The sequence below is a fragment of the Polynucleobacter sphagniphilus genome (genome assembly GCF_001953355.1).
Lineage (GTDB): Bacteria > Pseudomonadota > Gammaproteobacteria > Burkholderiales > Burkholderiaceae > Polynucleobacter > Polynucleobacter sphagniphilus.
The window spans coordinates 80841-92853 of record NZ_MPIY01000001.1; the positions used below are offsets into that span (position 1 = coordinate 80841).

Below are 12013 nucleotides of genomic sequence, written 5' to 3' on the forward strand. Positions count from 1 at the left end.
CTGTTCGTATCGATGGGAACTTGTGGCTAAAATGACTTAATGAGCAGACCTTCATACTTAACTATTTCACAAACAGTGGGCAATACTCCGCTCGTTCGTTTACAGCGCATTCCAGGTGCGGAAAACGATATTCGAAATAATGTGATATTGGGTAAGTTAGAGGGTAATAATCCAGCCGGGTCGGTGAAGGACCGACCTGCGCTGTCGATGATTTTGCGTGCGCAAGAGCGCGGTGAAATTAAACCTGGCGATACTCTTATAGAGGCGACCAGTGGCAATACAGGCATCGCATTGGCCATGACTGCTGCGATGCTTGGTTATAAGATGGTATTGGTGATGCCGGAGAATCAGAGTATTGAGCGTCGCCAAAGTATGGCCGCTTATGGTGCTGAATTAATTCTGACTGCAGCATCTGGCGGCATGGAGTTTGCTAGAGACTATGCCTTGCAATTGCAAAAAGAAGGTCGTGGAAAATTACTGGACCAGTTTGCTAATCCAGATAATCCGCGCGCTCATATTGAAACCACTGGTCCAGAGCTTTGGCGTGATACAGATGGACAGATTACCCACTTCATTTCTGCGATGGGCACTACCGGCACTATCACAGGCGTGTCTACCTATTTGAAGTCGATGAATCCTGCTATCCAGATTATCGGAGCGCAACCAGAAGCGGGTTCGCAGATTCCGGGTATAAGGAAGTGGGCGCCTGAATATTTACCTAAGATCTATCAAGGCGATCGGGTTGACCGCATTGAGTACGTTACACAGGCAGACGCAGAAGAGATGGCGCGCCGACTAGCGGCTGAGGAGGGTATCTTTTGCGGTATCTCTGCCGGAGGTGCATTGGTTGTTGCTTTGCGAGTGGCAAGGCAAGTTGAAAACGCGACTATCGCCTTTATTGTGTGCGATCGTGGCGATCGTTACCTGTCGACAGGCGTCTTTCCAGCCTAATTGTTAGCTTAGCTCAGAGTGGATTTAATTCTGACTCTGCTTAGGCTTTTTCTTAGTGGACGATTTTTTCGATGTGGATTTAGCCGGCTCAATTACTGGAACAGCACTTTGATTTTTATATCCCAAAGCTTCTGCAAATTCAGCAACACTTTGTGCGTAAAAGTAACTGCGGTTGTATTGCACAATGGCTAAGAAGTTATTTAAACCCACAAAATATTGCGCTTGATCATTTCCATCTTTATCAGGGTAAGGAAGATCGATAATGAATGCTTTACTTTGCGGGGCAACACCTCCTTGCTGAAGGTCCCCCTGGCTAGGCTTGAGGATGCCCTTGCTAATGAGGTCTTGCACGGTGTATTTCAGGAGGGGCTCACCATCAGCTAGCGCTTTGGCTTGAGCAATGCCTGCTTCTTGAACCGGGAAATAAATTGGCATACCCGCTTGCCAGCCTTGGGCTTTTAGAAAGTTGGCTACGCTTGCAATGGCATCCTTAGGATTTTGTCGTAAATCAATATGGCCGTCGCCATCACCATCTACAGCGTAAGTACGAATGCTGCTAGGCATAAATTGCGGCAGACCAATAGCGCCTGCATAAGAGCTATTTTGATTTAAACAGGCATTTAGTTGAGCCTTGTTGACTCCCAAATTGCTATTTTGGGAGGGTAGTTTGCCGCCCGCATCATTCCAGCACATCAAAATCAACTCTTTTAATTGATCTTTAAATAATTGCTCTCTACTTGATTTATTGGGTGTATCTGGATAACTAAATGCTAGGGTAGCCAATACATCCTTCACCCTAAAATTGCCCATCTGGCGACCATAAATGGTCTCGATTCCAATGATGGCAACAATGATTTGAGCTGGCACCCCGGTTTCTTGTTCGGTTTTGCTTAAAAAGGCCTCATTTTGCTCCCAGAATGCCCTACCAGCCTTCAGTCGGACGGGTTCCACAAAGCGCTTGCGATAGGAAAGCCAGTTCTTTTTGAATGTGCTGGATGGGGGTAATACCAATTTGCGTATTGAGGGAATCGTTTTAGCATCTAGAAAAGCAGATTGCAGGGTATTTAGAGGGATTTCTTGGGTTTGTGCCACCTGAACTAATAGTGACTCCAGATTCTGGCTAAAGTGCGCCTCGCTGGCTGCGTCATCTGCTAGATTTGGAATGGTCTCAGACTTGGTGGTTTGCTGTGTGGGTGTGCTAGAACAGGCGTTCAATAAGAGAATAAAAATAAATGTAATGAAGCGGAATTTCATAGCAAGTCGCAGCCAATGATGATGAAGTAATCATCTATTAGATTATAAAAACAGTAATTTTGATATTAGGGGTTTTGCTTTATGGCAACAGGATACATAACTCATTCAGATTTCTTAAAGCACGAGATGGGTAGTCACCATCCAGAATGTCCAGAGCGGATTCAGGCAATCAATGATCAATTGATTCGAAGTGGGATCGATGGCTTCCTGCAGCATTTAGAGGCCCCATTGGCGACGGAAGAGCAAATTGAGTTAGTACATACTCCAGAGCATGTCGCCTTCGTTAAAGAACGCTCACCAGAAAGTGGTTACGCCATGATTGATGGTGACACGATCATGAACCCCCATACATTGAGGGTGGCGTTACGCGCTGCTGGCGCTGCAATTGCAGGGGTTGATGCGGTGATGAAGGGAGAGGTTGAAAATATTTTCTGTGCAGTAAGACCTCCCGGTCATCATGCCGAGCCAGATCGTTCCATGGGTTTTTGTATTTTTGATAGCGTGGCGGTAGCTGCTCGCTATGCAATTGAAACCTATGGCATCGAACGTGTAGCTATTATTGATTTTGATGTACACCATGGCAATGGTACCGAAGCCGCTTTTTTTAATGATCCCCAGATTTTGATGTGTAGTTTTTTTCAGCACCCCTTTTATCCATATAGCGGTCTGGATGGCAGCAAGAATATGGTGAATGTACCTTTACCAGCATCAACACGCGGCGATGTAGTGCGCTCAATTGTTGAAGAACGATGGTTGCCAGCATTAAGAAACTTTGAACCTGAGCTCATCATGATTTCTGCTGGCTTTGATGCTCATCGTGAAGATGATTTGGGGCAAATGGGTTTAGTAGAAGATGACTATGCTTGGATCACTAAACGGCTCAAAGAGGTGGCTGACGAGTTTGCCCAAGGCCGCATTGTGAGTTGCTTGGAGGGTGGTTACAACTTATCCGCATTAGGGCGTAGTGTAGTTGCGCATATTAAGGCTTTGGCCGACCTATAAGAACAAAACAAAGACGAGAACGAGACATGCACAATCAGTTTGAGCAGGGCTTAGAGCGTAATGCGGCTAACTTCACGCCAATTACACCTTTATTATTTATAGAGCGGGCAGCCCAAGTTTATCCAGAACGAATAGCAATCGTTCACGGAAATTTACATCAGACTTGGAAGCAAACATATGAACGCTGCTGTCGCTTCGCAGATGCCCTGCAAAAGAATGGAATTGGCCTTGGCGACACCGTTGCTGTCATGCTGCCCAATACACCGCCAATGGTTGAGGCGCATTTTGGTGTGCCCATGTCAGGCGCTGTTTTAAATGCCCTCAATACCCGTTTAGATGCAGAGTCGCTCGCTTTCATGCTGAACCATGGTGAAGCTAAGGCAATCATCGTTGATCCAGAGTTTGCTGGAGTCATGAAAAAAGCGATCGAACTAGCAAAGCAAGAGAGTGGCAGAGAGTTTTTGGTAATTGACGTTGAGGAAACTCAGTTTGACATTGCCGGCGAGAAGCTGGGCAGCTTAACCTACGAGCAACTATTGGATTCTGGTGATCCAAACTTTGCATGGCGGATGCCTGAAGATGAGTGGCAGGCAATTTGTTTAAATTACACCTCTGGCACCACAGGAAATCCAAAGGGGGTGGTGTATCACCATCGCGGCGCAGCGATGAATGCAGTCTCCAATGTTTTGGATTGGGATATGAATAAACACCCGATTTATTTGTGGACGCTACCCATGTTTCATTGCAATGGTTGGTGCTTTCCTTGGACGGTAGCTGCGCGTGCAGGAGTGAATGTGTGCTTAAGACGAGTTGATGCGCAGCATATATTTGCAGCAATTAAAGAACATCAGGTGACTCATTATTGTGCGGCGCCCATCGTACACAACCTGCTAGTCAATGCGCCTGCAGAGATGAAGCTAGGGGTTCCTAAGGGCGTAAAGGGTCTGATTGCTGGTGCCCCACCGCCGGCATCGATCATTGAAGGCATGGAAAAACTTGGCTTTGATTTGACTCATGTCTATGGCTTAACTGAGACCTATGGGCCTGCCGCAGTTTGTGTAAAGCAGGATGAATGGAATGATTTAAATATTGGTGAACGCGCTCGTCTCAATGCACGTCAAGGAGTGCGATATCACCTGCAGCATGCAATTTCAGTAATTAATCCCGAAACAATGGAGCCGGTTCCCGCTGATGGTGAAACCATGGGTGAAATTATGTTTAGGGGCAATATCACCATGAAGGGTTACTTAAAGAATGAGCACGCTACCAAAGAAGCTTTTGCAGGGGGGTGGTTTCATTCGGGAGACTTAGCTGTCATCAACCCCGATGGCTATGTAAAAATCAAAGATCGCAGTAAGGACATCATTATTTCGGGTGGAGAGAATATTTCCTCTATTGAGGTGGAGGATGTGCTTTATAGACATCCTGCTGTAATTGCGGCAGCTGTTGTGGCCATGCCGGACCCAAAATGGGGAGAGACCCCTTGTGCCTTTTTGGAGATTAAGCCCGGGGTCGAGGTCACCGCTGCCGATATAGTGACCCACTGTAAACAGCATTTAGCAGGCTTTAAAGTGCCTAAAGCAGTGGTTTTTGGGGATTTACCAAAGACTTCAACGGGGAAAATACAGAAGTTTGAATTACGCAAGAAGGCAGGTTCAACTGGCGCAATCGATGTTTGATATTGAATCTTAGTGATCAGTTAAAATAAAACGATCGTGCTTTTTGAAGTAGCTTTATCTTTATTACACATAAATCGAAGGAATTTCTTAGATGAAAATCTTAGTAGCCGTGAAACGCGTTGTTGATTACAACGTTAAGGTGCGCGTCAAGTCCGACAACAGCGGTGTTGATATTGCTAACGTCAAAATGAGCATGAACCCTTTTGATGAGATTGCCGTTGAAGAGGCTGTACGCTTAAAAGAGGCTGGCGTTGCTACTGAGATTGTGGTTGTTTCTGCAGGCCCCACTCAATGCCAAGAGACCTTACGTACTGCCCTTGCCATTGGCGCCGATCGTGCCATTCTGGTCGAGACTGAGTCTGAATTACAGCCTTTGGCAGTGGCTAAATTACTCAAGGCATTAGTAGATAAAGAGCAAGCTCAAATGATGATCCTTGGCAAACAAGCGATTGATGACGATAGCAATCAAACTGGTCAGATGCTGGCTAGTCTTTTGGATATTCCCCAGGGCACCTTTGCCTCTAAAGTAGTAGTTGCAGATGGAAAAGCTTCGGTTACCCGCGAGGTAGATGGTGGCCTAGAGACGCTTGCACTCACATTACCTGCGGTGATCACCACTGACTTACGCCTCAATGAGCCACGTTACGTTACTTTGCCAAATATTATGAAGGCTAAGAAAAAAGTGATTGATATTGTGAAGCCTGAAGATTTGGGTGTAGACATTAGCCCACGTCTCAAAACGATCAAAGTGGAAGAGCCGCCAAAGCGCTCTGCAGGCGTGATGGTTGCTGATGTAGCGGCCTTAATTGAAAAACTTAAAAATGAAGCGAAGGTGATCTAAATGGCTGCTCTTGTTATTGCTGAACACGATAATCTTTCTTTAAAGGCTGCAACCTTAAATGCAGTGGCAGCTGCTCTGCAGTGCTCTCCTGAGGTGGATATTTTGGTAGCCGGAAGCCAATCTGATCCTGCTGCTCAGGCGGCAGCGCAAATTGCCGGTGTTCGCAAAGTAATTCAGATTGACGCTCCTAATTTAGTCGATCAATTAGCGGAGCCGTTGGCTGCGCAAATCTTGGCATTGGCCTCCAGCTACACCCATGTCTTAGCACCTGCAACAGCAAATGGAAAGAATGTCTTGCCTCGCGTAGCTGCTAAGCTAGATGTGGCGCAGTTATCTGATGTTACAAAAATTGTCTCGCCCGATACTTTTGAGCGTCCAATCTATGCTGGCAATGCAATTGCTACTGTGCAGTCAAGCGATCCCATTAAGATCATTACGGTTCGCACAACTGGTTTTGACCCGGTATCAGCTGCAGGCGGATCTGCTGCAATTGAAAAACATGCCGCCGCTGCTGATGCTGGCAAATCTGCTTTCGTAGGGCGCGAGTTGACTAAATCCGATCGTCCTGAATTGACTGCTGCCAAGATCATTGTCTCTGGTGGTCGCGGCTTGGGTTCGGGTGAAAAATATCAAGAATTGATTGCTCCCTTGGCTGATAAGTTAGGCGCAGCTTTAGGGGCATCGCGCGCCGCAGTCGATGCGGGTTATGTTCCTAATGACTATCAAGTGGGGCAGACTGGCAAGATTGTCGCTCCGCAGCTCTATGTTGCTGTTGGGATCTCTGGAGCCATTCAGCACTTGGCTGGTATGAAAGATTCCAAGGTGATTGTTGCGATTAATAAAGATCCAGAGGCGCCAATATTTAGTGTGGCTGACTATGGATTGGTTGCTGATTTATTTACTGCAGTGCCCGAGTTAACTAAGGCATTAGGCTGAGGAATGAATAGCCTTTTCTTGAATCACTTTTTGCTGATGAATTACTAGGAGTTGAAATGACTTACGTAGCCCCGGTCAAAGACATGCTGTTTGTGATGAATGAATTAGCGGGGCTTGCGGATATCGTTGCTTATCCCTCTTATGAACAAGCAGGTGCTGACCTTGATTTAGCTCCAGCAGTCTTAGAAGAGGCTGCAAAATTTAATCAAGATGTTCTTGCGCCTCTCAATTGGATTGGCGATCAAAATCCAAGCTCATGGAAAGACGGTGTAGTTACAACTACCCCCGGATTTAAGGAGGCGTTTGAGCAATTTGCAGCTGCGGGTTGGCAAGGTGTTATTCATCCGACTGAGTTCGGCGGGCAAGGTCTTCCCAAATTGATTTCAACCGCCTGCTTGGAGATGATGAATTCCGCCAATCTCTCCTTTGCTCTTTGCCCTTTATTGACTGATGGTGCCATAGAGGCCCTACTTACTGCAGCAAGCCCAGGTCTAAAGGATCAATTTATTCCTAATATGGTTGCTGGAAAATGGACTGGCACCATGAATCTCACTGAGCCACAGGCAGGTTCTGATCTTTCTTTAGTGCGTACTCGAGCGGTGGCTCAAGCAGATGGTACTTATAAAATTTCTGGTACAAAAATTTATATTACCTATGGCGATCACGATATGGCAGAGAATATCGTGCATCTAGTATTGGCGCGCACCCCAGATGCACCTGAAGGTATTAAAGGTATTTCACTGTTTGTAGTTCCGAAGTTTGTAGTCAATACAGATGGCTCTTTAGGCGAGCGCAATGATGTGCAGTGTGTCTCGATTGAGCATAAGCTGGGAATCAAGGCTAGCCCAACTGCGGTCCTTCAGTTTGGTGATCATGGCGGTGCCATTGGTTACTTAGTCGGCGAAGAAAATCACGGCCTGGAATACATGTTTGTAATGATGAATGCAGCCCGCTTTGCTGTCGGCATGCAGGGTATTGCTGTAGCCGAAAGAGCATATCAAAAAGCGGTTCAGTACGCTAAAGATCGCGTACAAAGTCGCGACTTAGCAGGCTCACCAGGCCCAGTTGCCATCATTCATCAGCCTGATGTTAAACGGATGTTAATGACAATGCGTTCATACATTGAGGGTTCTAGAGCATTGGCTTACTATGCAGCGGCTGCTTATGATGCGCAACATGCATCCCCCAATAAGGTGAGTGCGAAAGAGAATCAAGAGCTCTATGAGTTTTTGGTTCCGATTGTGAAGGGATTTTCTACAGAAATGTCGATTGATGTAGCTAGCTTGGGTGTTCAGGTGCATGGCGGTATGGGTTTTATTGAGGAAACCGGTGCTGCTCAATACTACCGTGATGCGCGTATTCTGACGATCTATGAAGGCACTACTGCGATTCAGGCAAATGATTTGATCGGTAGAAAAACGGTACGTGATGGTGGCGCAGTAGCAAAAGGAATTGCTCAAAAAATATTGCAAACAGAAAAAGATTTAGCTGCTAGCGGTTCTGCGGATGCTAAAGCAGTGCTAAAGCAATTAAGCCCAGCGCGAGAAGCATTTGAAACATCGGTAACTTATATTGTTACCCATGCGAAGACCGACATAAAGGCAGTCTATGCAGGCAGCTTTGCCTACTTACGTTTGTGTGGCTTGCTTTTTTCTGCCTGGCAAATGGCCCGGGCTCTTCTGGCGGCTGAGCGCTTGCTCGCTGGAGATCCTAGTTTCTTCGACGCAAAAATTGCAACGGCGCGTTTCTTTGCTGAAAATCAGTTGCCCCAAGTGCAGGCTTTAGCAACCTCTATTTTAGAGGGTGGGCATTCAACCAATGCACTTGCAGTAGAGCAGTTTTAACTGTGCTGATATTGATGCATTAAAACTATCCCAAACTTACTGGGATAGTTTTTTTGCTTCGTAAATCTGAGAAATAAAGAATTGCTCAAAAGCAATTGCAAAAAAAGTCATCATTACTCCCGCTCCCAATACCAATGACAAAATCACAGTCAGGATGGTGAGCCAGCCAGATTGGGTTTTACTCTCTTCGCCCGATCTAAACTGAGCATCCCAACGTTCGTCTGGGCGCAAGCCAAGCGCAATCGTGGTCAGCCAAGATGCCTCTATTGCGATAAAGCCAAGGGTAATGAGCACCCAACCTGGCGCAGAGTTAAAGTGCTCTAGCTTTAGTAGAGACCAGCCTAGGATGCCGCAAAGAAGCGCCAATAATTGAGACCAAGCCCAAAATGATTTAAGGCCGAGCAAATAAAAACAGTTCAAACCAGTGCCTGGAAAAAATAGTCCTAAGGAGCAAAAAATGAGTTTAGAGTTTTTCATAAGGTAATCGTAGTGCTACTAGTGGCGTGATTCTGAATTTATTTTTTAATGGGATTGCGCTGCGCAAAGGTGAGTACTTCACGGTCATTGCCAATCATCAGCATGCGGTCACCATCACGCACGATGGTGCGGTAATCGTTGAGCTCGTATAGAAAATCATTTTCTAATTCCATACGCGGGGCTGCACATGCCATTTTTGTAGCTGCAATTTTGTTTAAGGTGAATCCGCGAGAGTCTTCATCTAGAGCTGCCGTGAAACGATTACAGCCTGTAAAACCACTCAGCTGTTGGCCTGAGCTATCAAAAGACATTTGAATTGGGTTGCTGCTTTCGCCTTGGGGTATTTGCCTGGCTCGCACCTCACCAGAGCTATTGGGTGGTAAATTCCAACGAATTAACTCCCATTTGGTATTTCTGAGCTCGCTGCTAGGAGGGCTGGTTTTCGCTGTGCAAGGGGGAATAATGTTGGCGCAAGCGGTCAAAAGAGACAATCCCAGGCAAGAAAGCATTAAAAAAAAAGCCATTTGAGGGGCCTCGATATGAAAATAAAGTATCTTTTTTAACGGACATTTTTATGTAAATTACTGTTTTTAAAGGTTAATTTAATGATACTGGGTATTTATTCTATCTACTGGAAGTCTTAAATAGGTAGAACAAATAGGGGTTTTCGTCTAGAATATGAGGTTTTCCGCTTTACCGTGCATTTGTTTTGTTGATTTGCTTGGTAACGGAGCCCAAGATTTTTTGTAGAAACTTCATTGGGTTGTAATCAACCTGTTTTCATTTTAGATTTTAAGGAATAAGTATGGTCGTCATTCGACTGGCACGCGGCGGTTCTAAGAAGCGCCCTTTTTATAGCATCGTTGCTACTGATAAGCGCAATCGTCGCGATTCGAACTTTATCGAGCGTATCGGTTATTTCAATCCACAGGCAGCTGCTACTGAGCAAGCAATGCGTATTGCTCAAGACCGCTTGACCTATTGGACTGGTGTTGGTGCTCAGATTTCTCCAACTGTTGTGCGTTTGATCAAAAACAATCCTGCAGTCTAAAAATCTTTTAGATCCAGACTTTTTCGTAATGATGAAGTCGCCAGTTGTGGGATTGCAATGTCGTGTTATCTGGGGAAGATGGGTAACTTCACTATGAGTACACCCTCCCTAGATACTTTAATTGAGCTGGGCGCAATTGCTGATGCTCAAGGCTTGCAGGGTCAAATTAAGGTCAGACCGCATTCGACCGACCCTGTAGCGCTTCTCTCCTCAAAAGAAATTTGGCTATCTCTCATCCCTCGTCGGGATGCGGGAGTCTCTGCTTCTCATGAGCAGGCCTCTTTGCGCGCCTATAAAGTGAAACAGGCCAAGATGCATAGTGGTACTGTGGTGATGGCTCTGGATGGCGTAACGGATCGAGATCAAGCTCTTGCATTAAAGGGCGCCAGAATTTTGGTGGGTCGTGAAGTTTTTCCAAAAGCGCAAGCGGATAGTTTTTACTGGGTAGACCTCATTGGCTGCCAAGCTAAAAATCTCCAAGATGAAATCTTAGGCGAGGTTATTGATATGACTGAGCATGGTGCCCATGGCGTTATTGCAATTGGTGATGCCTCTACCAAAGTCATCAAGCAATTGGCGCCTTTTGTAAAAGAGGTTGTCCAAAATGTCGATTTACCCAATAAAGTAATCATCCTAGATTGGCAGTCTGACTGGTAACTATGCGCTTTGATGTTGTCACCTTATTCCCGGAGATGTTTTCGGCGCTGACTCAGTGGGGGGTGACGGGGCGTGCATGTGAGCATAATTTGGCAAGTGTCCACCTCTGGAACCCGCGTGATTTTTGTACCGATCCTCGCAAAACAGTAGACGATCGAGCTTATGGCGGTGGGCCTGGCATGGTAATGATGGTTAAGCCGCTGGAAGATACCGTTTGTGCCGTAAAAGCCACACATCTTACAAAGGGTATTCAAGGCGGCCCAATTTGCCTATTAGCTCCGCAAGGTGAGACCTTTTCTCAAAAAATAGCTGAAGATATCCTCAATTACGGTAATTTAACCTTCATTTGCGGTAGATATGAGGCTATTGATCAACGTTTTGTGGATCGGAACGTCGATTTACAGCTTTCCATAGGTGATTTTGTGCTCTCTGGAGGTGAAATTGCTGCGATGGCAATGATGGATGCTGTTATTCGCTTGATCCCAGGGGTCTTGGGAGATGGCCAGTCAGCGGTTCAGGATAGCTTTGTAAATGGCCTTTTAGACTACCCACACTACACCCGCCCAGAAATATATGAAAATTTATCGGTGCCGGACGTGCTTTTAGGCGGACATCACGCTAAAATAGCGGATTGGCGTCGGCAGAAGTCTTTAGAGCTGACGTTCAGGTTAAGGCCGGATCTTATAGAAACGGCCAGAGCCAAAGGGTTGCTAACCCGAGAAGATGAACAATATCTTCGTTCACTGTAAGCAATTACGGTAACGAATTCAGAGTTTTAATTTTGGTTTAGTGAAAATTGTTTTAACTGCATCCTCTATCAGGTCCGTTGATTGATATCTCGGGATTAAACGCTGACAAGATGTTTAAGGATTAATAATGAATTTGATCGAAAAAATTGAGCAAGAAGAAATTGCTCGCTTAAGCGCCAATAAAACGCTTCCTAGCTTTGCTCCTGGCGACACCGTGGTTGTTGGTGTAAACGTTGTTGAAGGTACACGTAAGCGTACTCAGGCATTTGAAGGTGTTGTGATTGCTAAGCGCAATCGTGGACTCAATTCCAGCTTTATCGTTCGTAAGATCTCTTCTGGTGAAGGTGTTGAGCGTACATTCCAAACTTACTCACCATTAATCGCTAGCATCGAAGTAAAGCGTCGCGGTGATGTACGTCGTGCCAAGTTGTACTACTTGCGTGATCGTTCTGGTAAGTCTGCACGTATTAAAGAGAAGTTGCCGGCTCGTAAAGTGGCTGCTACTCCAAACGCTGCATAAGAATTACGATGAGCAAATAAAAAGGCGACCGAGGTCGCCTTTTTTGTTGGCC

Annotated in this window: 13 protein-coding genes; 10 read left to right on the plus strand and 3 right to left on the minus strand. The window is 45.9% G+C overall.

The genetic code is table 11. The features are described from left to right. Positions 1-39: 39 nt before the first annotated feature. Positions 40-951 carry a cysteine synthase CysM gene (cysM, locus tag BOQ04_RS00400; protein WP_076022807.1) on the plus strand — a complete coding sequence of 304 codons (912 nt, stop codon included), beginning with the start codon at positions 40-42 and terminating at the stop codon, positions 949-951. A gap of 24 nt (positions 952-975) precedes the next feature. Here the strand turns inward: cysM and mltB are convergent, their stop codons facing one another. Continuing rightward, positions 976-2205, minus strand: coding sequence for a lytic murein transglycosylase B (gene mltB, locus BOQ04_RS00405; RefSeq protein ID WP_076022808.1), 1230 nt, complete (start codon positions 2203-2205; stop codon positions 976-978). Between the two features lie 81 nt (positions 2206-2286). Between mltB and BOQ04_RS00410 the strand changes: the two genes are divergently transcribed. The 5 genes from BOQ04_RS00410 (at position 2287) to BOQ04_RS00430 (ending at position 8507) form a co-directional block, all read left to right on the plus strand. After that, entirely contained in the window at positions 2287-3207 is a 921-nt protein-coding gene (locus BOQ04_RS00410; RefSeq protein WP_076022809.1) for a histone deacetylase family protein, read from the plus strand. A 26-nt stretch (positions 3208-3233) separates the two neighbouring features. Continuing rightward, positions 3234-4886, plus strand: a complete 1653-nt coding sequence (locus BOQ04_RS00415; RefSeq protein ID WP_076022810.1) for an acyl-CoA synthetase — start codon at positions 3234-3236, stop codon at positions 4884-4886. A gap of 91 nt (positions 4887-4977) precedes the next feature. After that, on the plus strand, positions 4978-5727 hold the full coding sequence (locus BOQ04_RS00420) for an electron transfer flavoprotein subunit beta/FixA family protein (protein ID WP_076022811.1): 750 nt from the start codon (positions 4978-4980) through the stop codon (positions 5725-5727). Then, entirely contained in the window at positions 5728-6663 is a 936-nt protein-coding gene (locus BOQ04_RS00425; protein WP_076022812.1) for an electron transfer flavoprotein subunit alpha/FixB family protein, read from the plus strand. 56 nt (positions 6664-6719) lie between these two features. Then, the gene (locus BOQ04_RS00430; protein ID WP_076022813.1) at positions 6720-8507 is read left to right on the plus strand and encodes an acyl-CoA dehydrogenase; all 1788 of its coding nucleotides are present in this window, start codon (positions 6720-6722) and stop codon (positions 8505-8507) included. Positions 8508-8543: 36 nt separating this feature from the next. Here BOQ04_RS00430 and BOQ04_RS00435 read toward each other — a convergent pair whose 3' ends face one another. Both BOQ04_RS00435 and BOQ04_RS00440 read right to left on the minus strand, forming a co-directional pair. After that, positions 8544-8984, minus strand: coding sequence for a hypothetical protein (locus BOQ04_RS00435; protein ID WP_076022814.1), 441 nt, complete (start codon positions 8982-8984; stop codon positions 8544-8546). Between the two features lie 38 nt (positions 8985-9022). After that, the gene (locus BOQ04_RS00440; RefSeq protein ID WP_233126592.1) at positions 9023-9508 is read right to left on the minus strand and encodes an META domain-containing protein; all 486 of its coding nucleotides are present in this window, start codon (positions 9506-9508) and stop codon (positions 9023-9025) included. 281 nt (positions 9509-9789) lie between these two features. On the opposite strand from BOQ04_RS00440, the gene rpsP reads away from it, so the two are divergent. The 4 genes from rpsP to rplS all read left to right on the plus strand — a co-directional run bounded on the left by rpsP (position 9790) and on the right by rplS (position 11961). Next, a complete protein-coding gene (gene rpsP / locus BOQ04_RS00445; protein WP_011902362.1) occupies positions 9790-10035 on the plus strand; it encodes a 30S ribosomal protein S16 in 246 nt (81 codons plus the stop codon). Positions 10036-10128: 93 nt separating this feature from the next. Next, positions 10129-10692: a ribosome maturation factor RimM gene (rimM, locus tag BOQ04_RS00450; protein ID WP_076023146.1), complete on the plus strand. Its 564-nt coding sequence runs from the start codon at positions 10129-10131 to the stop codon at positions 10690-10692. A 2-nt stretch (positions 10693-10694) separates the two neighbouring features. Next, on the plus strand, positions 10695-11441 hold the full coding sequence (gene trmD, locus BOQ04_RS00455; RefSeq protein WP_076022815.1) for a tRNA (guanosine(37)-N1)-methyltransferase TrmD: 747 nt from the start codon (positions 10695-10697) through the stop codon (positions 11439-11441). A 127-nt stretch (positions 11442-11568) separates the two neighbouring features. Continuing rightward, a complete protein-coding gene (rplS, locus tag BOQ04_RS00460; protein ID WP_076022816.1) occupies positions 11569-11961 on the plus strand; it encodes a 50S ribosomal protein L19 in 393 nt (130 codons plus the stop codon). Positions 11962-12013: the final 52 nt, after the last annotated feature.

Bases quoted from the DNA above. Each gene is read 5' to 3' on its own strand.
- BOQ04_RS00435 (WP_076022814.1), bottom strand. From the start codon at position 8,984: ATGAAAAACTCTAAACTCATTTTTTGCTCCTTAGGACTATTTTTTCCA.
- BOQ04_RS00425 (WP_076022812.1), top strand. From the start codon at position 5,728: ATGGCTGCTCTTGTTATTGCTGAACACGATAATCTTTCTTTAAAGGCT.
- rimM (WP_076023146.1), top strand. From the start codon at position 10,129: ATGAGTACACCCTCCCTAGATACTTTAATTGAGCTGGGCGCAATTGCT.
- BOQ04_RS00430 (WP_076022813.1), top strand. From the start codon at position 6,720: ATGACTTACGTAGCCCCGGTCAAAGACATGCTGTTTGTGATGAATGAA.
- BOQ04_RS00440 (WP_233126592.1), bottom strand. From the start codon at position 9,508: ATGGCTTTTTTTTTAATGCTTTCTTGCCTGGGATTGTCTCTTTTGACC.
- rplS (WP_076022816.1), top strand. From the start codon at position 11,569: ATGAATTTGATCGAAAAAATTGAGCAAGAAGAAATTGCTCGCTTAAGC.
- BOQ04_RS00415 (WP_076022810.1), top strand. From the start codon at position 3,234: ATGCACAATCAGTTTGAGCAGGGCTTAGAGCGTAATGCGGCTAACTTC.
- cysM (WP_076022807.1), top strand. From the start codon at position 40: ATGAGCAGACCTTCATACTTAACTATTTCACAAACAGTGGGCAATACT.
- trmD (WP_076022815.1), top strand. From the start codon at position 10,695: ATGCGCTTTGATGTTGTCACCTTATTCCCGGAGATGTTTTCGGCGCTG.
- rpsP (WP_011902362.1), top strand. From the start codon at position 9,790: ATGGTCGTCATTCGACTGGCACGCGGCGGTTCTAAGAAGCGCCCTTTT.
- BOQ04_RS00410 (WP_076022809.1), top strand. From the start codon at position 2,287: ATGGCAACAGGATACATAACTCATTCAGATTTCTTAAAGCACGAGATG.
- mltB (WP_076022808.1), bottom strand. From the start codon at position 2,205: ATGAAATTCCGCTTCATTACATTTATTTTTATTCTCTTATTGAACGCC.
- BOQ04_RS00420 (WP_076022811.1), top strand. From the start codon at position 4,978: ATGAAAATCTTAGTAGCCGTGAAACGCGTTGTTGATTACAACGTTAAG.